Below are 23,225 nucleotides of genomic sequence, written 5' to 3' on the forward strand. Positions count from 1 at the left end.
GTGCCCTGACCCACTCCAGGCCTCCTCCATGACAGCGAGCGTTGTGAGATTTCAAGCTCCTATGTATAAAATATCATAACTCCGCCCTACCGTGTAAGTGTTGAGGGGTGACACGATGCAAGATGGATGTAGCTCGTTTTGAGTGACGGTTGATCATGCTGTGAGCAGGTGAAATGCGGTGGGCTGTGGGAGGGGTTGGGCTTCTGACCTCGGGTGTGGGTGTTGGTGGAGGGGGTGATGACGTCGTGGCTCGAGGAGATGGAGCGGCGGGAGGTGCGGCCCGGGAACTGGCCGAGGAGCTGCGGCGGGAGATCGCGGAGTTGAGCGCGCGGCTGGCTGCCGAGGAGCAGCAGTTGTCGCGGTTGGCGATCACGCGGGAGACGATGGGCGAGATCCTGACTGGGGCAGCTGACCTCGCTGGGCAGGTGTCGGGTGGGGTGGGTGATCGGGAGGGTGAGGACCGGGACGGCCTCGTGCTGGTGGGTCGGCGATCGGTGTGATGCTGGTGCCGCCGCGTGGGGCGGGGACCGATGGTGACAGGACGACGTCGCCGGGTTCGAGGGTCATGATGTGGGAGAGGTCGCTGACCAGGTCCGCGAACGGGAACAGGAGCGTGCTGGCGTGGTCGCGCTGGCGTTGTTCACCGTTCACCGTCGTGCGGATCTCCAGTGGGTCCGGGTCGACGGTGCGGGCATCGACCAGTGGCCCGACCGGGTGAACCCGTCACATCCGTTAGTCCTGGTCAATGATGGGTCCGCCGACATGAAGTCCAACACGGTGAAGTCGTTGGCCGCCGCGAAATGGGAGACCGCCGACCACGCCCGCTCAGCGCTGATGACCAGGTCGTAACGTCCGACGACGTGGCTGCCAGGGACTTCGGTGTCGCCGATGCGCCGGACGCTCTTGGTCACGAAATCGGTCGGCGACACCGGACGGATGACTGCGTCGTCTCGCTCGGTCGGCGAGAGCGCGCCGAGTAGTGCGAAGCCGAGGTCTTCCTCGTCGGCCAGGGGCCGCCACGTCGCGAATCGCGCGGGCTCGGCGCCCAGCAGCATGGGCGTCGCCGCGAGCCAGCGTTGCTGGACGAACGTGAAGTTGAGCGACAGGTGGTTTGGCCGACCAGCCGGCCGGATGCTGGTTCGATCGTGGACTCAGTGTGCGTACCAGTATGATATTTCACATCGCGGATCAAGTAGTTTTTTGATAGTCCATAAAATATCACAACTAGAGGCCGACCGATGATGCCCCACGGCACACCGATGAGAGGACTTCGTCATGACCCCGCTGGATCCTAAGCGCACCGCGATCGTGGCAGCGCACCTGCAGAACGACATCGTCGGCGCCGATCCCCCCTTCGCCGCCTTCTTCCCCACGGAGCCGCAACGAGCCAGCTTCCAGGGCGTCATACTGCGCGTGCTCGACGGCGCCCGTGCCGCGGGCGTGAAGGTCGTGTACACGCGAATCGCTTACCAGCCAGGCTATCCCGACATGGTCGGGAACGCACCCCACCAGGACTTGGTCAAGCGGGAGGGCATGCTGGTCGAGGGAACGCCGGGCGCGGCCATCATCGATGAGGTCAAGCCGCAAGCCAGTGACTTCGTCTTGACGCACCAGCGGACATCCGCCTTCCACGGCACCCTGCTCGACGCGGTGCTGCGCGGAGCGGGCGTCGACACCGTCGCGATCTTCGGGGTGGCGACCAACCTCACCGTTGAGGGGACCGCGCGGGAGGCCGCCGACCTCGGCTACCGCACGCTGATCCTTTCCGACGCGTCCGCGACCTTCTCGCAGAGCGCACACAAGGCGTCGCTCGAGACAATGGGCCTGCTCGCCGAGGTCGTGACCAGCGACGAGCTGCTGGCAGCGTGCACGCCACCAGCTGCGGGCGCCTGACCGTCGAGCCGGATCAGGCGTCGAGCAAGACGCGCTCGAGCCGTCGAGGTACCGGCGATAGTCCGGGTCGTAGGGGTCGATCCTCGCGGCGTCCTGGGACGTGCTGCCGTCGTGCGCCACAGGAGAACAGCCATCACCATTGTCGACATCTTCCGCGGCGCCGACGTCACGTCGAGCCCGCAGGCCATACCCACATACTCGTTCACCCCGAACGCAAACGATTACAGCCACGCACTCGTCTGCCAGTGCATCGGCCGACCGAACGACCTGTTCGGGTCCGGCGTGGAGAAGGGACTTGTCATGAATCCAACCGGTACAGCCGAAGCCCGCTCGGGCCGCGAAGGGGACAGGCTCGGTAGGGGGACAACGGAGCCTCTGCTCACCGCCCTGCACGCGGGAGAAAACTCGGCCACCCCGGCTGTGACCATCGGCGACCGGTCGATGAGTTGGGAGCAACTGCACGGCGCCGCCACCGCGTTGGCCGACCGCATCACCGGCAGCCGATGCGTAGCTATGGACGCTCGGGCAGACGTGACCACGGTGATCGCCGTTGCCGGCTGTCTGCTGGCTGGTGTGCCGGTCGTTCCTGTACCCCCCGACTCCGGTCCGACCGAACGGGCGCACATCTTCAACGACTCGAATGCGGAACTGTGGCTCGGCGAATCGCAACAGGGTCTCGATCTGCCCACGGTGCCGATCGAGACCACCGCGCGTTCGGCCACTGTCTACCCCGAGCGGGATCCGTCCGCCACCGCGCTGATCATGTACACATCCGGCACGACAGGCGCACCCAAGGGGGTCGTGGTGTCTCGCCGGGCGGTCGCCGACGACATCGACGCGCTCGCCGCGGCGTGGAAATGGACTTCCGAAGACGTTCTCGTACATGGGCTCCCGCTGTTCCATGTGCATGGGTTGGTGCTCGGAGTGCTGGGTGCTCTCCGAGTCGGCTCCCCCCTTGTGCACACCCTGAGACCGTCACCCGACCGCTACGCGGCGGCGGCCGGCACCCTGTACTTCGGTGTGCCGACGGTTTGGTCGCGGGTGTGCGCGGATCGCGATTCGGCGCGGGCACTGTCCACCGCCCGGCTACTGGTATCCGGGAGCGCGCCCCTGCCAGTACCGGTCTTCGAGCAGTTGGCCCAACTTACCGGCATCCGGCCGGTCGAGCGCTACGGCATGACCGAGACACTGATCACGGTCAGCACCCGCTGCGACGGTGAGCGCCGTCCGGGCTGGGTCGGGCTGCCACTCGACGGAGTACGGACGCGGCTGCGCGCCGAATCGGGCGATCTGTGTCCGCACGACGGAGAATCTTTGGGACAACTGGAAATCTACGGCACCGTTCTATTCGACGGTTATTTGAACAACCCACAACGCACCGCCGAGGTGATGACCGGCGACGGCTGGTTCCGGACAGGTGATATCGCGGCCATCGATGCAGAGGGTTTCCACCGGATAGCGGGGCGAGAGGCGATGGACATGATCAAATCCGGTGGTTACCGAATCGGCGCTGGCGAAGTCGAACAGGCATTGCTGGCTCATCCCGGGATCAGCGAGGCGGCGGTCGTCGGGGTTGCCGACCCTGACCTCGGGCAACGCATCGTAGCTTTCGTCGTCGGCGACCCACCCGATGAACGGACTGTGATCGACTTCGTCGCCGAGACGCTCTCGATCCACAAGCGGCCGCGAGAGATACACCGCGTCGAATCCCTTCCACGCAATGCGATGGGCAAGGTTCAGAAAAGCCTGCTCTACCCCGCACGGCCTATCCAGAACCGAGGAAACAAGCCATGAAAGCCAGAGGTCGTCAGAGGCTGCTGCAGGTTGGGTGCAAAATCTGGACCAGATCGAAAAGAGACTTCCAGTGCGATCGTTCCACAGGTCCGCCGAGGACTCGGCGAGGTTCGATGATGATGGGCTCGTGCCGGTGGATATCCGAAATGTCAACGGCACGTTGAAGTTCGAGCACCTTCGCTACCGTCGAGAGCGGTGAGCGGCAGCGGTTTTCCTCGGCTATCCTGCCGGCCTGGTGCCGCCATCGAAAGCGTTGCCGGGCACGGCGATCACGGCGAACGCCACATTCGAGCCGGATAGACTTCAGTGCTGCGCCGCCGAGCCCAAGCCGACCACCGGAAGGGAGAAGGTGCTGGCTCGATGGCCGCACCTTTGCTCATATCATGCCCGGGCGGCGTGATCGCGCGGCACATGTGCCCCTGGACTGCCGCGTCGGTGTGCGCGGGAGTGGGGTTGTGTGGCACCAATCACCGACTGTGGTTGTACCGCAATTGATCTGGTTCAACGCCCCGGCTTCGGTGCCGATTCCCAGGTCGGTGGGGGTGAAGTGCTCAGCCCCGCTGGCGTGCATGTTGATGAGGTAGCCGAGCGGTGTCCAGTCGGCCCCGACCGACCGCAGACCGGTCTGCCAGGTGTGCAGGTGAGCATTGATCAGGCCGGGGATGATTATCCGGCCCGGTAGATCGAGGACCTCCGCGTCACCAGCCGGTCAGATCGCTGCCCATCGCGCTGACGAGCCCCGCCGTCGATCAGCGGGTCGAGCTGCTCGTGGTCGGGGCGATCAGGTTCCATCGTGACGACTCGGGCGCCGTGGATGAGAGTGCGAGTCGTGGCGTCTTCTCGGTGTGGTGCACCGGAGCGGTGCAGTCGCGATCTCCCCGGTCACACATAGTTGCCGATATTAAGGGCAAAGTCAATTGTGCTTGCGCCGTCAGCGGCGCCGGTGGAAGGCGCTCATCGCTGCGCTACCGTGGCGTGGCGATCGGTGTGTGCACGTCGACGAAATGGTCGGTCGTCACGGTTAGCTAGATCTACTGCTAGACCGAAGGGCTGGGGAGGTCGCCGAGGTCTTCCACGTGGCTGGCGGGCGTGGCGCCGGGTGACAGGAATCGTTTCGGTGTGCGAGCGGCGCCAACCCCGGCCGGGGTCCTGGTGAAGATCACGTCACGGGGGAGAAGAGAGCAGATCGCGGAGATCCACGCGATGAGTTCGGGCACCGTCTTTCGTGAATGCCAGCCGAACAACATGAGTATCGGTGATATCACCGTGTGGCTGTGTCTTTGCCGTCTTCGTGCACAGCCGCACGTGCGACGACCAGTGGTTGGATGCGGTAGTCGACAAGTTCGCGCATCACCAGGGCGGTGTTGGTGCGCTTGACGCCATTGATGTCGAGGATCTGACCAGCTATGCGGTAGAGGTCGTCCGCGTCACGGGCCGCCACATGAACGAGCAGATCGGCGACGCCGCTGAGTCCGTGCACCTCGAGGATCTCCGGAATTTCGGCAAGCGCCGCCCCGACAGACGCGAGCTTGCGCTGGGTGACGTGGGTGAGCACGAATGCTTGCAGCGGGTAGCCGAGGGCCAATGGGTTGATCCGCCGCTCGAACGAGTGCAGGGACCCCGATGAGTCGAGTTTGCTCAGGCGGGCCTGGACGGTGTTGCGCGAGAGCCCGGTCTCCGCGGCGAGGGCCAGAACGGTCGCTCGCGGGGCGTCGGTGAGTGCGCGCAGGATCCGCGCATCGATCTCGTCGATCGTGTACGTGCTTGGCATTCTGATAACCCAGCTCCCATCGCGACGAGTTCATCGCGTGCAATCTGATCAATTTCAAAAACAAGTATTGCGCAGAAGGTGTTCGATTGCTGCACTTTGTGGCAGTTCTGCACAACAGGACGGTTATGGAAGGGCGATCCGCCCGTTCGCCCGGCCGAGTTCGATTCGGACGCACCACGTCCATGAGCCCGCCGGATCTCTATCACTGTGTGCCCCCGGCTGAGAGCCCATGTGCCCCTGGCCGCGACAAGTAATGTGCGAGGAGAACTGCGATGAGCGCCCCGGCCGTCGATTCTGGAGCCGAGATCTTCGGGAACCCATCCGCCGAAGCACTCGAAGCTATTGAGCGGCGAGTGTTGTGGCTGTCCACCGCGATGATCCACCATGCCAATCGGGTGCGTCCCAATCCGAGCGGGCTCAAGGTCGGGGGCCATCAAGCGTCGTGTGCGTCGATGGTGTCGATAATGACTTCGCTGTGGTTCGAGCACCTGCAGCCTGGTGACCGCGTGTCGGTCAAGCCGCACGCGTCCCCCGTCCTGCACAGCATCAATTACCTGCTGGACGAGCTCGACGAGTCGTACATGACCAGGTTGCGCGAATTCGGCGGGCTGCAGTCGTACCCGAGCCGGGCCAAAGACCCCGACCCCGTCGATTACTCGACGGGGTCGGTCGGTATCGGCGCAACCGCCCCGATCTGGGGTGCGATGGCGCGCCGCTACGTCAATACCATCGGCGGCGCTGCCGGCACCGGCCGCCAATACTCCCTGGTCGGCGACGCTGAACTCGACGAAGGCGCGGTATGGGAGGCGATTCTCGATCCAGGCATCGTCGACTTGGGCGAGGTGGTGTGGATCGTCGATCTCAATCGGCAATCACTGGACCGTGTGGTGCCGAACATAGCGGCAGGCAGGCTCGAGAGGATGTTCGAAGCCGCAGGTTGGCAAGTGATCACCGTCAAATTCGGGCAATTGCTCGAATCGCTATTTGCGCGTCCTGGTGGGGCTGAACTGCGGACTCGTATCCTGGATATGCCGAATCCGGAATATCAACGGCTGCTTCGCTGCAGCGCCGACGAGCTGCGCATTCGGCTGCCCGGCAACGGGCGCGCGAGCGCGGAGATCGCGACGCTGATCGCCGGACTCGATAACGAGACCCTTACCGCGGCGATCCGCAATCTAGGCGGCCACGACCTCGCGGCACTGTCTGCGGCGTACCGGCAGATCGATGATTCCCGGCCCACGATCATCATCGCCTACACCATCAAGGGGTACGGGCTGCCGACTGAGGGCCACCCTCAAAACCACTCATCGCTATTGAGCACGCAGGAATACGTCTGCCTGGCAAACGACTTGGGCATCGATCCCGACCAGCCGTGGCAGCGGTTCGCGGCCAGCACGGCGGTTGGCCGCGTGTGTGAAGCCGTCGCGGCGCGGCTGCGACGTGATCCGGTCACCCCAGCTCAGCCTTTGGCGATTCCATCTGATTTCGGCCGCACACCGAAAGGGACCGCGACCACCCAGTCAGCACTCGGCCGGGTGCTGTTGGACCTGACACGCGCAGCACCCGACGCCGCGAAGAGAGTCGTGACCGTGAGTCCGGATGTCAGTTCGACAACCAACCTCGCCGGGTGGGTGAACAAGGTGGGGGTGTGGTCCTCGGTCGAGCGGCACGACTGGTTCGCGGACGACGCCGAAACCATCCTCCATTGGCGCGAACGGCCCACCGGCCAGCATATGGAGTTGGGCATCGCCGAAACCAACCTCGTCGGCCTCATCGGTGAACTCGGTGCCACGTGGAGTCGATGGGGACAGCCGCTATTGCCCATCGGAGTCCTCTACGACCCTTTCGTAGAGCGTGCGCTCGAGCCGTGGTCGTACGGCATCTACGCCGGCGGTCAATCCATTCTGGTCGGCACCCCGTCCGGAGTCACTCTGGCTGCCGAAGGCGGAGCCCACCAATCCATCAAGACACCATCGATCGGTCTCGAACAACCCGGCTGCATCAGCTACGAACCGGCATTCTCCCTCGATGTCGAGTGGACTCTGCTCGCCTGCCTCGCCCGGCTCGGCCGCCCCGGCGGCACGTCGGCCTACCTGCGGCTGTCGACCCGGCCCGTCGATCAGACACTGGCCGCGGTTCCGGCCGACCCCGCAGCACGTGAACGCCGCCGCCGACAGGTCGTCGCGGGTGGATACCCGCTGATCCATCACGACGACACCAAAGTGACCATCGCCGCTATGGGCGCACTGATGACCGAGGCTATCGAGGCCGCCGAACGACTCACGCTGTCCGGCATCCCGACCGATGTTGTTTGCATCACCAGCCCGGGCCTGCTGTTCCGCGCGGTTCAAGCACGCCAGGGCCGCAGCACAGGCGAAACATGGATACTCGATCAGCTCTTTCCCGCCGATCGCGCCACTCCGCTACTGACCGTCCTCGACGGTCACCCACATACCCTCGCGTTCCTGGCTGGGATCAATCGTGTGCGCCACACGGCACTGGGCGTCACACAATTCGGGCAGGTCGGCTGTCTCGACGACGTCTACCGATACCACAGCATCGACACCGACAGCATCGTGCGCGCCGCCCTCGACATTCTCTGAGCAGGCTCACGACCCCCGAAAAGGACCAGCCCCAATGACGCTCGACGCGATGATCGCGGCGTCCTTGTCATCGGATTTGACCTGTTCGGGATGCGAAGGGGCGGTTGATAGTTCATCATGTCGCGGGTGTTCTGATCTCGGACCTGTTCCCGCATCTGGACGGGTTGCGGATCGTGATGTCCATCGCACATTGTCGAGCACCTCATTGTGACTCGTACGGGCAGATCGCTGCGCGTTTCTATGGCGAACTTTGATCACGAATGCGTTGGAGAGGCAATCCTTCATCGTCGGTGAAGTACGGCGCGAATACGCGCTCCGAAACTCGCCACTGCCGCTCCCGGGTACGCACGTAAGCGTTCGCCGATACCGCTGTCATGATGGCCGGCGCGGACTTTCGCGGCGCGGGACCATCGGCCCCGTAGAGAGACATGATCGAGCGGGTTCGCGCCCATTCGGTGGACCATTCGACCAGCGTGAAGTTCGCGACGAGGTGTAGCGTCGTACGGGTGCCGAGTGCCTTCCTGTTCTTGTAGAAGCGCGCGATGGCTTCCTGGCCTTTCATGCGTGAACCGGTTACGCCGATGTCGAACAGGCCGTCTTCGGTATAGAACTGCGGCGCCTGTTCGCCGTGGTTGAAGTCGACGTCGTCCCAATACGCGCATTCGAGCGCCCACAGTTGCCCCCACAACGTCGTCGCGTCGTCCGATCCGGACGCCGCCACCAGATTACGCCAGTCCATCTGCCATCCTTATCGATCGGTTCCCACGAAACGAACCCCGAGGCTGCCGAGCCGGGAAAAGGTCACTCGCGCCTCGGTGAGGTTCTCGTCGGCCGGCAGCGGCTCCGCGACCGATCCGGTCATGACGATCATGCCGGCGCGCAGCGCGCGGCCGAACTTCGCGAGATTGTTCGCCAGAGCCACCACAACGTTGATTGGATCGCCCATCACCTCGGCGCCGGCGCCGGTGGCGACGACCTCTCCGTTCACCTCGACGACCGCACCCTCGTACCGCAGGTCGATGGACGGCCGCGCCACGGAGCGTCCGACGACGATGCTCCCGGTGGTCTTCTGCGTGGCCAGCAGATGCTGCTGGCTCCGCTTCTTCGCCAGAACGGCCGGCGACCACGGGGAAATCTCCATCGCGGGGAGGTAACCTTCGATCGCCGAGATGGCGTCGAAGTAGGTGACCCCGGGTCCGCTGAGGTCACGTCCGAGGAGCACGGCGATCTCCGCCTCGATGAAGGTCTTTCCCGGCCGGACGGCGAACGTCGCGCCCTCATCCATCAGGACAGACCGCATCAGCGTCCCCACGACCGGCGAAATGCCGTCGCCCAGCAACTCCCGCGCCGACCGCGTGGTACCGGCGGCCTTGTAGCCCACAATCGCGTCGCCTGTCGCGGCACGCCGGTCCATCAGGGCGAACTGGCACCGGTACGCCTCGCCCACGGTCATGTTCGGACGAAGGGACAGAAGATCGCGATACGGTTCGTGCCACATGTCGTGGCCGTCCAGGAACTCGAGCACTTCATCGGGCACGTCGGTGGACATACTGCTTGTCATATCATCACTCCGGGCATTCGTCGACGATGGTGTTCCGCAGGGTGCCGATTCCCTGCACGGTGACTTCGCAGGTATCCCCCGGCCGCATGAACAGCTGGGGTTTTCGCGCGAATCCCACCCCGCTCGGCGTGCCGGTCGCGATCACGTCACCCGGCTCGAGCGGAACAAGTGTGGACACATAGGCGATAATTGTGGGAATGTCGAATATCAACTGGCTCGTGCAAGCCTGTTGAACCACTGCGTCGTTCAGCCGGGTCTGGATGTCCAGCCGGTGGGGATCGGCCACCTCGTCGGCCGTCACCAGCCACGGCCCGAGGCTACCGGTGTCGGCGAAGTTCTTGCCGGCGGTGACCTGGGACGTGTGGAACTGCCATTCCCGAATGCTCCCGTCGTTGAAACAGGAATAGCCGGCGACATGGCGCAGCGCATCGTCCCGGCGGATGCGCCGACCTCCTGTTCCGATGATCACCGCGAGTTCACCCTCGAAGTCGAAGCTGTCGGTGCCGTGTGGCCTGACCAGGTCTCGCCGGTGACCCCGGATCGTTTCCGGGAACCTGGTGAAGATCGTGGGATGCTCGGTCTCGGGTCGCGGAATTCCCGAATCGGCGACTTCGCGGCGGTGGTCCGCATAGTTCGCCCCCACGCAGAAGATGTGGGCCGGCCGGCGGACGACCGGATCGAAGACGATATCCCGCAGCGCGTGGTCCGGCGCTTCCCCGGCAAGGTCCGCGCAGTCGGCGAGCCGCTGGTCCTGGAGCAGCCGGCGCAGATCGGAATATCCCAGCCTGGAGCCGATATCGATCACGCTCTCACCGTCCACAATGCCCAAGCTCTCGCGGTCGCCAATTCTGAAAGATGTCAACCGCATGGCGAAAAACTCCTTCGTCCCCGTCGCGCATCGGAGTCAGTCATGGTCGTGCTCCGCTCCCACGTGGTCGTGCTCCGCGCCCACGTGGTCGTGCAGCAGGTGCTCCATCAGCAGATCCCGGCCGAAGTCGTTCGTGAGGTCGCGCCACACGGTGTGGATGTGGTTCGCGTTGTCCTCGCTGTTGTCGAACTCGATCAGGGTGACCGGGCCCTGAACACGGTAGTAGTGCCCCTTGCTGTGGTCCGTGCCGCCCGCCCACGCGAAGTGAAGACCATCGAGGCCGTGCTTTTCGATGCGTTTCCACTCCTGAGCCGCCAGGTCAGGCTGCAGCCGGTCGACGTAGCACGAGAGCAGGTCTTTGAACGCTTGCTGGGCCGTGCCGGTCAGCTCGCCGTAGGGGATTCCGCGGGGATGTGCCTTGGAGAACGTGAGTGCTTCGCGGTCCTTGTCGCCGATCACGAGGTCGTATCGGCCCGTAGGGTGCCAACCCGGTACTTCGGTGTCCGAAATCGTGCGCACGCTCTTGGTCACGAAATCGGTCGGCGACACATCATGAATGATCGCCTGATCGCGTTCCCTCGCGGTCAGGGCGCCCAGCAGCTCGAACCCGAGGTCTTCCTCCTCCGAGAGGTGCCGCAGTGTCGAGAAGCGACCCGGCTCCGCGCCGATCATCATCGGCGTCGAGGCGAGCCAGCGCTGTTGCACGCAGGTGAAGCTCAGCGACAGGTGATGGCCCACCAGCCGCCATCCCCAGGTCTGATCCAACTCGGGCTTGCCGAAGAAGCTGAATACGTAGCGGAACGGATCACGGAAAGCGCTGGTCGACAATCCGAAGACCTTCGCCTGGAGTTGGCGCAGGACGTGCTCGAGATTCATCGTCGTCGCGACCTTCGCATAGGCTTCCGGCCGCAGGCATTCCCCGACGAGTTGGTGGACCATGATCTGCTGGTCGACGGTCATGTCGCGCAGCGACAGGCCCTCGCGACCGCATGCCGGCAGGAAGTCCCAGTTGTCGCGATCTTCGGAGTCGAACGGCAGGACCGCCCGTTCACGTTGCGCCGCCGTGAACGAGTCGAACAGCGTCATGGCGCTGAACAAGGCCAAGGTCGTCGCGAACCCGGCTCCGTCCTCAGGGCGGTCGATTGTCGTCATTCTGGCTCCTTTGCCTCACGAGCGGTCTGGAGAGATGGCTACATGGGTCCGGACTCGTCGCCCGGGGTGGATCGACGCTTACCTTTTGTGATGTCACTAACCCTATGTGATGTCTTACCGTAGCCGTAGCGGCGGATCGTGGTCAACGGCCGACCTGGGCAACCGGGCGGTGACGCGAGATCGGTACGACGCCACTGATCGCAATGTGGCATATCAGTTGCATAGTGTGATGTATAGCTGTAGTACCCCCGCACTACCCTCCTATCGACGAGAGGACGATCCTGTGAAGGTCGCGTTCAGTTGCATGAACTCTTACTACTCACCCGAGGCGCTGAACCAGACCTTCACCGCGACGCCCCGCGGGCGGTGGTAGCGGGTGGTGACGTCGTCGCGCTCGCCCCCAGCCCGGCGGGTTAATCTCGACCACGCGATGCCGCTGCGCCAGCATGTCCTTGGCGATCGACATTCGACGCGAGCCTGCCTCGGTGAAATGAGAGATGGCCCAGTGCGATCTAGAGCGCTGCGCGCTCGCCGATCACACCTCCGCCCCGACAGCAGTCGACGAATCAGGCTTCACAGGCCCCTCGTCGCGAGGCTTCCGCCGGATGACCGCGATAACGATCAGTACGAGCCCGACGACCGCCGCCGCCGCGGGCAGTAGCTCGGATATCACCATGAGCAGCCGCGCTGCCGTCTTCGCCTGGTCGACAGCGTGAGCCACATCCTCGGGGTCCAGCTGGACGTCGACGGCCATGACGGGCAGTAACGGCGTGGGATGTCCGGCGACGTCGATATTCGCGACGATCTGCTGCTTCAGGGAACCGCCAAGTGGCATCGACAGCGTCTTGTCCAGGGAGAATCCGTAGTCGGTCTGCGCCCGATACTGCACGGGAACAAGGTCGGGCATCCCGGCAACCTGTTCCGGAGAGAGAGCGGACCCGCCGCCGGCTTGCATGGCCGCCAACTGCGCGACCGCGGCCTTGGGCAGGGCCGGCGGCAATGCCTGCAACAGTCCAGGGTCTGCAACGGCCCCGGCAGCGTCGACGGTGTAGACGAGCGCGTCCCGATCCGAGACCCTGCTGGACGCAGCAAAATTCATCGGATACGCGCGTGCGGTGAAGGCGTCGTAGAAGGAGTACTTCCCGTCGGCGGCAAGGTTGGGCGGAAATGCCCCGACATAGCCCGTGTGCGTGTTGACTTTCACTCCGTCCGGAGGAGTTGCCGGGTCCATGGTCGAGCGGTTCAACGCATATGTGTATTTCGCGGGAATCTCCAGCCCGCCCGGCCCGCGAACCGTGATGTCCACGTCGAGCACCGCCGTGTCGCCGCGCGTCTGCGCGACACGGATGTGCTGCTCGACAGTGACCGGCACATCCTTGGCAATCGCCTGGGCGAGATCACCCGATTGGAATGCAGTCGGGTTCATCAACGTTCCCGTCCCACTGAAATGTGAGACGGCGTCGAGGTTGGCCGGCAATTTCGAAGCCGACGGCGCGACGACGAACCGAAGCACGACGGCGCCGGCTATCAGCAGGGCTCCCAAGACGGCGAGAGCAATGGAAGTTCGGCGGATCTTCATGGATTTCGTCTTCCGACTCGTTGGATCCCGGGCCTCGGAACGGCTCATCGACCGGGGCGGTCACCCGCTTGGCGGGATGATGTGCCAGATCATAAGTTGTGATGTTACACACAGTCAATAGGCTATTTCAGTGCATCGACTTGTTCCGTAGGACGGAATAGCTGCTGGGAATCGACGGCGAGAAGGGGGAAGCCTCGAGGGCGCGACGCCAATTCTGCCCGTCGACCGATCAGCGTTCGGAGATGAGCAATGACGCGGACTCCCCGGTGTCCGGTTCCACAAAAGCACCGTGACCGCCGGCTCGTACACCCTCGACTATGCCGAGACCGGGCCAGACCATGCGGAAACCACGATCGTTTCCCTACCGGGGTCGGGCGGACTGGAAATGTCGACGGCGAAGGACGAGCTTGCGACGCGCCACCGCGTGATCGAAATCGACCCGCCCGGATGGAGTGAGCGCAATGACGTCACCGAACGCACTCGCCAGGGCACGCTCGGACCACTATCGCTGTGGCGGTCGAGAAGCTGGTCGGCGGACCTTTCTACCTCCTCGGGACGTCGATGGGCGGCGCCAACGCCTTATATGTGGGCTCCCTGCTTCCCGAGTGGGTGCTCGGCGTAGTCCTAGAGGGGTCGATGGCGCCGGCGCTGCCCGGGGAGGATCTGGACCCTGTGCCGGAGGCACCCGCCGACGGTGGATACCCGATACCGGACCAGCACCCTCGTAAGCCATGGGCCACAGCGGAAATCGTCAGTTCCCCGGGCTGGCAGTTGAAAGTCGGGAAGCGCGGAGACCCCGCGCTTCCCGACTTTCTCATTGCGCCGTGCTCGACGAGGTCGGACGGACAGCTCCACGCCGATCCGCAGCGCCGCCTTTCACCCCACGACGAGGTCGTGCCCCATACGGTCGCGCTTCGTGCGGAGGTAATGCAGATTGTGCGAATTGACCGATGCCGGCACGGCTACCCGCCCCACCAGCTCCAGGCCGTATCCCTCCAAGCCGCCATACTTCGCCGGGTTGTTCGTGATCAACCGGATTCGGCGAACGCCGAGGTCACTCAGGATTTGCGCTCCCACGCCGTAGTTCCGTGAATCCACCGGCAAACCGAGCTCGAGGTTGGCATCGATGGTATTGAGGCCGTCCTCCTGTAACGCGTATGCGCGAATCTTATGTGCGAGACCGATACGTCGACCCTCATGCCCCCGCAGATACACCACGACGCCACAGCCCTCGGTCGCGATCATATCTAGAGCCTGCTCGAGCTGAGTTCCGCAATCGCAGCGCAGAGAGCCGAATATGTCTCCTGTAAGACATTCGCTGTGTACGCGCACAAGCACGCCATTGTCCGAGCGGGACGCTGCACCGACATCCCCCATGAACAATGCAAGATGCTCGGTGCCATCCAGGATGCTTCGGTATGCGACCGCGCGAAAGTTCCCCACCTCCAGTGGCAGCCGAACAGCGACCCCGGGCTCGACCAGTTGCTCGCCGGCACGTCGGTATCTGACCAGATCGGCGATGTGCAAGACCGGTAGCTCGTGTCTACGGGCGAACTCGATCAGCTCCGCCCGTGTCTGCATACCGCCGCCCTCGTTGACGAGTTCGCTTATGACCCCGACTCCCGACAAGCCTGCCAGCTTGAGCAGATCGACCGTCGCCTCGGTGTGCCCCGCCCTGATCAGCACACCACCTTCACGCGCGCGCAACGGAAAGATATGACCTGGACGGCGCAGACTCTCAGGACGAGTGTCCTCACTGGCGAGCGCACGCAGCGTAGCGGTGCGTCCTGCGGCCGAACCACTGGTCCCGGTGCCGACCCTGTCCACGCTCACAGTGAAGGCGGTGCCATGCGGATCGGTATTGTCCGCAACCATCGGCGGCAACTGCAATGCATCGGCACGCGGCGCGGGCATCGGAGCGCAGACGATTCCGGTTGCGTGGCGAACGAGAAACGCCGTCTGCGCCTCGGTGATCAACTCGGCAGCCGCGACCAGGTCACCCTCGTTCTCGCGGTCCGCGTCGTCGATCAGCACGACCATCCGGCCCGCCGCGAGAGCCGCAACCGCTTGCTGCACCGCCCGGGCACCCTGGACAGACATCACGCAAGGCCTCCGATCGTGGCGGAATGAGTGCCGGTGTCGAAGTACCGACAGCGGAACACGCTTCGAATGTCATCGAAAGTCGACAGATCCACCACAGCTATTCCTCTCGATGAGCGCAATCCGATTTCGCGCATACAAACGCGGCAGGCGAGGTCCGCGAGGCCAGCGATTTACCGACATGCTCCCGCGTGTGATACACCACACGATAGCCTCTGATACTTTTCAGAGCAAACGTCGGCGATGGCCGCTCAGGTCGGAGAACAGCCCTGATAGTACGACACCTCGAGCTCGGCCGCTCATGACGGGGAATTAGGCAACGCCTGTATCGCGGCCGGCAGCCTTTCGAAGATGGCCAGCTCACCGCGCCGTTCTCGCAGCCGGCAACCAGCGCCTCGATCTCCCGGTGCGTTGCGTCGGCACATGCGCCGATCCCCGGAATCAGCATAACGAGCGCTGTACGCAACGCGGGGACCGCCCAGAAGCGCCGGGTGCCGATACCGTCCCAGCCGAAACTTCCCACCGGCAGCGCCACCTCGTCGGACGGACCGTCGACCACCGCGACGCCGTATCCGTAGTGCACGCCAGGAGCGGCGCCTGTCGCGAACGGCTGCGCATACTGTCCCGCCCGCACGCCGGGGAAGGACACATCCGTAACGCGGTTCTGCGTCATCGCGGCGACCACTGCACGAGGAACGATCTGCCGACCGTGGACCGGAAACACAGTCCACCGGCGAAGGCTCGACAACGCATGCTGCACAACGGATTCCATCCGCACCTCGGGTGCTGGGGGCACAGAATCGCGGCCTGGCACGTTGCGACGGTATCGACACCACGATCCTTGAGAATCACTTCGACTCCGCTCAAGTCACGGCCCGCCAGACGCTCGGCCTTATGGACCTGAAATGCGAGGAACGCGAGGGTCTCCGCGACCGGGTGGCCGGTGCACAGGAAAACGTCGCCGCCGCCCACGGTCTGCAGTGCGGCGATCACCAGCCCGGGGAGCGCGTCGCCGGGCTGATCGGTGAGTTCGTCCACCAGCAGACATCGCGGACCGAGCATGGCGGCCACCGCGCGGGCCGTGGTCGTCTTTCCGACACCGCTGTGCGCCCTTCTATACTGACCCACAACGGTTTTCGCGTGGATGTGATCATTGCTCGCTCGCGCGCACACGTACAGCACTTCGCTGGCCGCGGTGTCCAGCGCGGTCGCGGTGACTGGGCCCAGCAGCGGGGCCGGGGTGTTGTCGGCCATGTGCCCGTAGAACTCCGGTGCCCCGGAGCCCCACCGCTGTTTCACCGCCTGTTCGCTGGCCTCGGTGGTCGCCGGCGGCAGGATTCCGACGATATTGCGCACCACCAGCCCGGCCTGTTCGAGTACCGCAGCCAGTTCCTCGTGTGACCACTCGTAGACGTGCACCCGGTGCTGCAACCGGCGCGGCGGGGTTGCCGGAGTGTTCGGTGTCGACAGGTACAGCACGCCGTCCTCGGCCAGCGCGGCCGCGGTGCGTTCGAGGCTCGCGATCCCAGCTCCCGCGGAAGATGCTCCAGCGCCGAGGTGTACACCGCCGCATCAGCCGGTTCGAGCTGCGGCCACGGTCCGGCGACGTCCACCTCATGGAACTCGATCGGAAACCGCGCCTCGGGATAGATGTCGTTCATCTCGGCGACCCGCCCGCGCGCCTGCTCGAGGTTCTCGGGGCTGATGTCGAGGCCGACGTAGCTGCCCACTGTCGGGCAATACCAATACAGCGGCGGCAATTGCAGGCCGCGCCCGCAGCACACATCCACCACCCGATCGCCCGGGAGGATCCGGTCGGCGATGAACAACCGTTGCAGGTAGTTCATGATCCCGGTCTGCTTCACCTCGCCCCGCCCCAGCGCGGCGTAGAAGTCGTCCATCTGGTTGACGCTGTAGACGCCGATCATCGGCGTGGTTTCCGGGGGGTCCCTATGGTGTTGGTCAAGCTGGATATGGTTGGTTGCGCCGTCGTGGCGTTCGGTGTCAGTTCAGTCGTCGTAGGCCGGCGTTGGTGGTTCGGAACCCGCAGTTGTCGCGGTAGAAGCTGTTGTGGTGTGGTTCGTAGTCGACGTGGAGCCACTTGATACCGAGTTCGCGTAGGTCGCTGACGAGTGTCGTGACCAGGCTGGTTCCGATGCGCTGATACTGGAAGTCGGGGGCGACCAGGGTGTCGAGGAGGAACGCATGCCGACCTCCGTCCCAGACTGCGTGCACGAACCCGACAAGCTGATCGCCGAGGAAAGCACCGACCCACGATCTGCTGTGCCGTTCCAGGCGTGCCTTCCAAGGGCTCGGCACGTGGTCACCGCCGAATGCGTCGGTGTGCAGCCGCGAGAGCACCTCATCGTCGACAGCGAAACGGATGCGGAGATCCGCGATCATGCGGCGTCCTCTCAGTGCGGTCGTCATGACGTGATGTCACGTGATCGTGGCATCACGTCGATGCTGGGACCAGCGGATTTCGGTAGGGCTGTTTGGTTTTGAGCATGGCGTAGAGGACGTCGCAGCGGCGTCGGGCCAGGCAGATGAGGGCGGCGTTGTGTTTTTTGCCCTCGCCGCGCTTCCGGTCGTAGTAGGTGCGGCTTGCCGGGTCGTGCAGGGCGGCGAAGGCGGACAGGAACAGGGCGCGTTTAAGTTTGTGGTTGCCTGATCGAGCTGGTGATTCGCCGCGGATGGAGCTGCCGGATCTGTGGGTGACGGGGGCGATTCCTGCGTAGGAGGCGAGGTGGCCCGCCGAAGCGAAGGCCGAGCCGTCGCCGACCTCGAGCAGGATGCGGGCGGCGGTCCTGACTCCGACGCCCGGCATCGAGGTCAGGACCTTGGAAAGAGGGTGGTCATCGAGCATCCTCTCGATGTCAGCGGCGATGCTTTGTCGTTGCAGCAGGACGGTTTTGAGCGAGTCGGCGAGTTTCGGCAGCACGACCTCGGCGGCCTTCGCGCCGGGAACGGTGACGGTCTGTGCGGGCAGGGCGGCCAGGACCTCCTCGACCAGGCGTGAGCCCATCCGCGGCGCGTGCTTCGTCGCGATCGTGGTGAGTTTGCGTTTGCCTGCAGCTCGGATCCCTGCCGTGCCGCCGCACCGAGACAAGATCTCCAGAACCGCAGGATGTGAGATCCGAGGCCCCAACACGCGTTCGAGCCCGGGGTGGATGCTGGTCAGCAGGCCACGGATGCGGTTGCTGGTGCGAGTAGCTTCTCCGGCCAGGTCGTCGTCGAAGCCGACCAGGACGCCGAGTTCGGTGAGTGTTTCGTCGCCGGTGTCGACCCGGCGCAGCGTATGCGGCATGGTGCGCGCGGCATCGGCGATGATGTACGCGTCACGACCATCGGTCTTCGCCTGGCCCGGATAGAGGTCGGCGATGCGGCGCATCGACAGGCCGGGCAGGTAGGCCACGTCGTGGCCGCAGGCGCGCGCGACGGTGACCGGTAAGGCGCCGATGGTGTTGGGCTGGTCGACCACGATCAGCAGCGGTCCGCGGGCGGCGAGCTGGTCGAACAGTGCGCGTAGCCGTGACTCGTCGTTAGGCAGTGCCTTGTCGAACAGCCGCTTGCCGGTCGTGTCGAGACCGACCGCGTGGTGTTCACCTCTACCCACATCAACGCCGCAGAACACGGCATACGCCTGTGCCACTTCGAGAGTTCCTCATCACGTCGAAAACCCGGAACGGCCGCTCGATCTGGCGTCAGCGCCCGGCACCCACGTTACGAAGAGACCTACCCACAGCCCTGTCCCCATCAGCGGTCCGTCGACGCCACCAGCACCCGGCGACACCACCCCCCGGATCATGAGAAAGACAGGGGGAAGAAGTCATACCGGGACTGGCGACCGTGGGCCCGTACAAGGCCCGTGAAGAAAGTAACGGGGACCGGTGTTGTGTCGGGTCCCCGATGAAACCGATTCTGGTCAACGTCACCACAAACCGGCCTCTACGGTGACGCGGACTCGTCGCCGGGATGGATCGATGCTTGCATTTGTGATGTCACTAACCCCATGTGATGCCTTACCGTAGCTGTAGCGCCGAACCGGTCAACAGCTGACCCCGGCATCCCGGCGGTGACTTGAGATCGGCGAGATTCCTATGTTGCAGCTGTGACATATCAGTTGCAGTGTGTGATGTATAACTATACTATCGCTCACACAGCATGAAGGCGGGGTCAACCGTCTTCATGCACTACCCTCCCATCGACGAGAGGACGATCCTGTGAAGGTCTCGTTCACGTGCATGAACTCTTACTACTCACCCGAGGCGCTGAACCAGAGCTTCACCGCGACGCCCCGCGGGCTCTGGGATCCGGAGTCGGGCAAGCAAGCTATCGCGTGGGCGCTGGAGCAATCGGCCGTCGCCGACTCGCTCGGGTTCGACTTCGTCAGCGTCTCCGAGCACCACTACCAGGCCGGCATGTGCAACCCCAACCCGGCGGTGCTCGCCGGGGCGCTGAGCAACGTGGTCACGCGTGGCAAGCTCGCTCTTCTCGGACCGCTGGTCTCGATGCAAAACCCGGTGCTGGTGGCCGAAGAGATCGCGATGCTGGACCAGCTGACGCGCGGCCGGCTCATCGCATTGCTGTTGCGCGGCACGCCTAACGAGTTCGCGTTCTACAACGTGCCCACCGAGGAGACCAGGGGCCGCACCGAAGAGGCCATGCTCCTCATCAAGAAGGCACTGACCGAACCCGAGCCGTTTGCCTGGAAAGGCCAGTACTACGACTTCCCGATCGTCTCCGTCTGGCCTGGCCCGACCCAGGTGCCCCACCCGCCGCTGTACGGCTCGGCCAACAGCGAGGAGTCGACGGCCTTCATCGCCGAGCACCGTTTCGGCGCCGCCATGTCCTTTTTCGGGCCAGGGGCGGTGGCCAGGAACATGGCTCGCTATCGCGAGCTCTGCGATCAGCATGGCTGGCAGCCGACTCCCGACCAGCAGCTGTTCCGCTGCTTCGCGGTGATCGGGGAGAGCGAGGACCATGCCGCCGACCTCGCCGCGCGCATTGCCGGCCCGACACTCGCAGACGCCGCGAAGCCACCGTCTACGCCGTCCACCGACAGCACCTCGGTCGAGGACATGAAGGCGTTCGGGTTCGGTTTTCTGCAGTTCACCGGCACACCCGGCAGCCTGGTGGAGGAGCTTCGCGAGTTCCAGGCCAAGACCGGTGTCGGCATTATCGACCTCAGCTTCAACATGGGCTACCTCACCCACGAGGAAACGCTCGCCCAGCTGCGACTGTTTGGCCAGCACGTCCTCCCGCAGGTCCAGCGGTTCGCCCCGGTGCCCGCGTAGTCCTGTCACCAACCCCGATTCGTAGCGCATTATGGAGACACCCATGTCGAAGGCCCCCGGAACACCCTTCCACCGAGGAACTGTCGTCGCCGGGCAGTACACGCTCGACTACGCCGAAGCCGGGCCGGCCGAGCCGATCACCACGATCGTGTCCCTGCCCGGCTCGGCCGGACTGGAAATGTCGATCGCCAAGGACATGCTGGCGCAGCGGCACCGCGTGATCGAGATTAACCCGCCGGGCTGGGGCGAGCGCGACGACGTCACCACCCGCTACCACCAGAGCGATCTGGGACCGCTGCTCGTCGAAGCCATCAGCACCCTCGTCGCCGGTTCCTTCCACCTGCTCGGAACGTCGGCGGGCGGCGCCAACGCGCAGTACGTGGCCTCGCTGCTGCCCGAGCGGGTGCGGGGCGTGATCCTGGAAGGGTCGATGACGCCGATCCTGCCGCCGGAGGACCTTCGCGAGCCGCCGAGCTCCGACACTGCGTCAGACGAGGTCGAGTATCCGATGCCGGATCCCGACCCCCGCAAGCCCTGGGCCACGAAGGAGTACATCGCCCGACAGATGGCAAACCGCTTCCGGATGTTCCGGTGGGTCGATTACGATTTGCAGCCCACCTCGGCGATCGCCACCATCGCCGACCGCAAGATCCCGGTATTGGCGCTACTCGGCGACAAGGACGAGTTTCTCCGCCCCAGCCAGGAAACACGCTTCCGCGAGCAACTGCCGCACGCCCAGTTCCATTTCGTGCCCGAGGGCGGCCACGACCTGCAGAACACCGTGCCCGAGGCCTTCGTGGCATTGGTCGAGGAATTCATCGCCGCAACGGCTCACGCGTAACCGTCCACGGTCCACGATCCGAAGGGAAACTGAATGCGGTTCTTCTCCTCATTTCGGGTTTCCGGCAGCGGGCCATTGACGCGCCCGCGCCATGCTGCCGGCTGGCGCGAACCTGAGACCCGCCTCAGATCGAATGACATGTCAGTCTGCTTGCCCTAGTATGGCAAAAAAGCAGCCCGGGCGCAGGTAAGAGAGATCGTCGCGCCCGGGCGTCGGTCGGCAGAGAGGCTGGGCCATGACGCAATTGCACCCGCCGGCGCCGGAGCCGTCGTTGGCCGGGATTGCGTATCGCCTGCTGCGAGAGCAGGTCCGCGGCGGTGCGCTTCGCCCTGGGCAGATGGTGACCGCGCGGCAACTAGCGCTCCGGCTGGGAATCGGGCTGCCTCCAGTCGGAGCGGCCCTCTCACGGCTGGCGCGTGACGGTTTGGTCCGCCGCACGGCACTCGGCGGCTACCAGATCAACCCGGTCACGCGGAAGTCGTTCGACGACTTCTTCCTGACTTGGCAGCTGATCGGGCCGGAGATCGCCAGGGCTGGGCTGAGAGCGGCCACAGACAGCCAGGCCGACCGGATAGCTCAGCTCGTCTCCGAGGCGGACAGTGTAGTCGCGGGGGATCCCACTCACCGGAAAATTGCCCGCCTCCCCGAGATCGGGGATGCGCTGTTCGACCTGCTCGCCGTGGCCGCCACCAACGCCCCGCTTCTCGAGGCCTACCGGAGTCTCATGGGCGACTTCGCACTCATGTGGTCCGTGCTGTTGACCGACGCCGGCCTGGACTCGCTTCGCGCGGCCTACCTCGGTTCCCGCCCGGAGCTCGACCGCGGTGCCCCGGACCGGGCCGCGGAAACCGTACGGGAATTCATCGAAGCGTGCCACGCACAGGTTCGCCGGTCCGTCCCGGCACCCGGGATGATTTCCACCCATGTGGACGGGTGTCGGCTCGATCACCAAATGCGCATAGCGGTACACGACACGCTACGCTGAGCACGCTGGCATATCACAAAACAGAACGAGCGTGGAAAGGTGAGCATTAGTGTCGGTCACCTCTGTCGAACCCCGGTCTCTCGGCGAGGCCGCATACCGGCAACTGCGGTCGGATATCGTGTCCTGTCGGCTGGCGCCTGGACAACGTCTCACCGAACGCTCGCTCGCCGAGGATACAGGGTTCGGGATTTCCCCGGTTCGCGATGCGCTGACCAGGCTCGATCATGAGGGACTGGTGCGCACGCTTCCCCGCAAGGGCTATCAGGTCACGCCGCTGACGCTGAAGTCCGTCGACGATGTGTTCACGCTGTGGGGCATCATCGGGCCCGAGATCGCTCGTCTCGGCCTTCGCGACGCGAGCGCCGACCAGCACAAACAGCTCGTCGGCACGTTCCGGGAGATCGCGAAGCCGGACAAGACCTCGAAGCCCCGCGTGGACGGTACGCAGTCCCGCATGTTCGCGCTCGACGACGAAGCGTTCACCACCCTCGCCCTCGCCACCCAGAACGACTACCTCATCACCATCTTCCGCCGCCTGCAGAACGACCTGGGGCGCATCTGGGTTCTCCTGACGCGGGGCCACACCCCGACGCCGGATTTCGGCGTCGACGAGGAATGGGTGGGACTGCTCGAGCGTCGCGACGGCGAGGCGCTGGCAGCGACCGTCCGCGACGCGATCGCCGATGTGCACGGTTACGCACTCCGGATCTTCAGCCGGTGGCCCTCGGTCGCGGCCAGTGAGATCACTCCGCCGCGCGCCTGATATCCATCAAGCACCGGA

The 23,225-nt window shown here is 64.6% G+C and carries 21 protein-coding genes and 1 pseudogene; 7 read left to right on the forward strand and 15 right to left on the reverse strand.

Going from position 1 to position 23,225, the window contains the following annotated elements; all coding sequences use genetic code 11:
- Positions 1 to 369: 369 nt before the first annotated feature.
- Together NA8_RS35725 and NA8_RS35990 are read right to left on the reverse strand one after the other, a co-directional pair.
- A complete protein-coding gene (locus tag NA8_RS35725) occupies positions 370 to 669 on the reverse strand; it encodes a fumarylacetoacetate hydrolase family protein (RefSeq protein ID WP_369690256.1) in 300 nt (99 codons plus the stop codon).
- Positions 648 to 1,133, reverse strand: coding sequence for a DUF3500 domain-containing protein (locus tag NA8_RS35990; protein WP_084466784.1), 486 nt, complete (start codon positions 1,131 to 1,133; stop codon positions 648 to 650). The genes NA8_RS35725 and NA8_RS35990 overlap by 22 nt, the downstream gene beginning before the upstream one ends.
- A gap of 142 nt (positions 1,134 to 1,275) precedes the next feature.
- Here NA8_RS35990 and NA8_RS14035 point away from each other — a divergent pair, with 142 nt between their 5' ends.
- Both NA8_RS14035 and NA8_RS14040 read left to right on the forward strand, forming a co-directional pair.
- Positions 1,276 to 1,893 carry a cysteine hydrolase family protein gene (locus tag NA8_RS14035; protein WP_063050827.1) on the forward strand — a complete coding sequence of 206 codons (618 nt, stop codon included), beginning with the start codon at positions 1,276 to 1,278 and terminating at the stop codon, positions 1,891 to 1,893.
- A 375-nt stretch (positions 1,894 to 2,268) separates the two neighbouring features.
- Positions 2,269 to 3,687, forward strand: a complete 1,419-nt coding sequence (locus NA8_RS14040) for an acyl-CoA synthetase (protein ID WP_063050909.1) — start codon at positions 2,269 to 2,271, stop codon at positions 3,685 to 3,687.
- 1,037 nt (positions 3,688 to 4,724) lie between these two features.
- Here NA8_RS14040 and NA8_RS14045 read toward each other — a convergent pair.
- Together NA8_RS14045 and NA8_RS14050 are read right to left on the reverse strand one after the other, a co-directional pair.
- Positions 4,725 to 4,934 carry a fumarylacetoacetate hydrolase family protein gene (locus tag NA8_RS14045; RefSeq protein ID WP_063050828.1) on the reverse strand — a complete coding sequence of 70 codons (210 nt, stop codon included), beginning with the start codon at positions 4,932 to 4,934 and terminating at the stop codon, positions 4,725 to 4,727.
- A gap of 14 nt (positions 4,935 to 4,948) precedes the next feature.
- Entirely contained in the window at positions 4,949 to 5,458 is a 510-nt protein-coding gene (locus tag NA8_RS14050; RefSeq protein ID WP_063050829.1) for an Lrp/AsnC family transcriptional regulator, read from the reverse strand.
- 272 nt (positions 5,459 to 5,730) lie between these two features.
- Here NA8_RS14050 and NA8_RS14055 point away from each other — a divergent pair, with 272 nt between their 5' ends.
- Positions 5,731 to 8,061 (forward strand): thiamine pyrophosphate-binding protein, encoded by a 2,331-nt coding sequence (locus NA8_RS14055; protein ID WP_063050830.1) that lies wholly within the window; start codon positions 5,731 to 5,733, stop codon positions 8,059 to 8,061.
- Positions 8,062 to 8,299: 238 nt separating this feature from the next.
- On the opposite strand, the gene NA8_RS14060 is transcribed toward NA8_RS14055, so the two are convergent.
- The 10 genes and pseudogenes from NA8_RS14060 to NA8_RS14105 form a co-directional block, all read right to left on the reverse strand.
- Positions 8,300 to 8,800: a nuclear transport factor 2 family protein gene (locus NA8_RS14060; protein ID WP_063050831.1), complete on the reverse strand. Its 501-nt coding sequence runs from the start codon at positions 8,798 to 8,800 to the stop codon at positions 8,300 to 8,302.
- A gap of 9 nt (positions 8,801 to 8,809) precedes the next feature.
- The gene (locus NA8_RS14065) at positions 8,810 to 9,514 is read right to left on the reverse strand and encodes a 2-keto-4-pentenoate hydratase (protein ID WP_169810504.1); all 705 of its coding nucleotides are present in this window, start codon (positions 9,512 to 9,514) and stop codon (positions 8,810 to 8,812) included.
- A 112-nt stretch (positions 9,515 to 9,626) separates the two neighbouring features.
- Positions 9,627 to 10,442 carry a fumarylacetoacetate hydrolase family protein gene (locus NA8_RS14070; protein ID WP_245663823.1) on the reverse strand — a complete coding sequence of 272 codons (816 nt, stop codon included), beginning with the start codon at positions 10,440 to 10,442 and terminating at the stop codon, positions 9,627 to 9,629.
- Between the two features lie 84 nt (positions 10,443 to 10,526).
- On the reverse strand, positions 10,527 to 11,642 hold the full coding sequence (locus tag NA8_RS14075) for a DUF3500 domain-containing protein (protein ID WP_063050834.1): 1,116 nt from the start codon (positions 11,640 to 11,642) through the stop codon (positions 10,527 to 10,529).
- 535 nt (positions 11,643 to 12,177) lie between these two features.
- Positions 12,178 to 13,221: a porin PorA family protein gene (locus NA8_RS14080; RefSeq protein ID WP_063050835.1), complete on the reverse strand. Its 1,044-nt coding sequence runs from the start codon at positions 13,219 to 13,221 to the stop codon at positions 12,178 to 12,180.
- Positions 13,222 to 14,097: 876 nt separating this feature from the next.
- A complete protein-coding gene (locus NA8_RS14085; protein WP_063050836.1) occupies positions 14,098 to 15,321 on the reverse strand; it encodes a bifunctional 3,4-dihydroxy-2-butanone-4-phosphate synthase/GTP cyclohydrolase II in 1,224 nt (407 codons plus the stop codon).
- Positions 15,322 to 15,990: 669 nt separating this feature from the next.
- Positions 15,991 to 16,800 (reverse strand): P-loop NTPase family protein, encoded by an 810-nt coding sequence (locus NA8_RS35085; RefSeq protein WP_245663824.1) that lies wholly within the window; start codon positions 16,798 to 16,800, stop codon positions 15,991 to 15,993.
- 62 nt (positions 16,801 to 16,862) lie between these two features.
- Positions 16,863 to 17,249 (reverse strand): annotated as a pseudogene (locus NA8_RS35735) (class I SAM-dependent methyltransferase); the annotation flags it as partial.
- Between the two features lie 76 nt (positions 17,250 to 17,325).
- Complete coding sequence (locus NA8_RS14100) at positions 17,326 to 17,724, reverse strand: GNAT family N-acetyltransferase (protein WP_063050910.1); 399 nt, start codon at positions 17,722 to 17,724, stop codon at positions 17,326 to 17,328.
- 52 nt (positions 17,725 to 17,776) lie between these two features.
- The gene (locus NA8_RS14105) at positions 17,777 to 18,973 is read right to left on the reverse strand and encodes an IS110 family RNA-guided transposase (RefSeq protein ID WP_063050839.1); all 1,197 of its coding nucleotides are present in this window, start codon (positions 18,971 to 18,973) and stop codon (positions 17,777 to 17,779) included.
- Positions 18,974 to 19,544: 571 nt separating this feature from the next.
- On the opposite strand from NA8_RS14105, the gene NA8_RS14110 reads away from it, so the two are divergent.
- Positions 19,545 to 20,618 carry an LLM class flavin-dependent oxidoreductase gene (locus NA8_RS14110; RefSeq protein WP_063050840.1) on the forward strand — a complete coding sequence of 358 codons (1,074 nt, stop codon included), beginning with the start codon at positions 19,545 to 19,547 and terminating at the stop codon, positions 20,616 to 20,618.
- A gap of 43 nt (positions 20,619 to 20,661) precedes the next feature.
- Positions 20,662 to 21,459: an alpha/beta fold hydrolase gene (locus tag NA8_RS14115; RefSeq protein WP_063050841.1), complete on the forward strand. Its 798-nt coding sequence runs from the start codon at positions 20,662 to 20,664 to the stop codon at positions 21,457 to 21,459.
- Here the strand turns inward: NA8_RS14115 and NA8_RS33785 are convergent.
- The gene (locus NA8_RS33785) at positions 21,450 to 21,599 is read right to left on the reverse strand and encodes a hypothetical protein (RefSeq protein WP_157106694.1); all 150 of its coding nucleotides are present in this window, start codon (positions 21,597 to 21,599) and stop codon (positions 21,450 to 21,452) included. The two genes, NA8_RS14115 and NA8_RS33785, sit on opposite strands and share 10 nt — an antisense overlap.
- A 95-nt stretch (positions 21,600 to 21,694) precedes the next feature.
- Between NA8_RS33785 and NA8_RS14120 the strand changes: the two genes are divergently transcribed.
- Both NA8_RS14120 and NA8_RS14125 read left to right on the forward strand, forming a co-directional pair.
- Positions 21,695 to 22,444 (forward strand): GntR family transcriptional regulator, encoded by a 750-nt coding sequence (locus tag NA8_RS14120; RefSeq protein ID WP_063050842.1) that lies wholly within the window; start codon positions 21,695 to 21,697, stop codon positions 22,442 to 22,444.
- 49 nt (positions 22,445 to 22,493) lie between these two features.
- On the forward strand, positions 22,494 to 23,207 hold the full coding sequence (locus NA8_RS14125; RefSeq protein ID WP_063050843.1) for a GntR family transcriptional regulator: 714 nt from the start codon (positions 22,494 to 22,496) through the stop codon (positions 23,205 to 23,207).
- The last annotated feature ends 18 nt before the right edge of the window (positions 23,208 to 23,225 follow it).

Source organism: Nocardia arthritidis NBRC 100137 (assembly GCF_001612765.1).
Taxonomy (GTDB): Bacteria; Actinomycetota; Actinomycetes; order Mycobacteriales; family Mycobacteriaceae; genus Nocardia; species Nocardia arthritidis.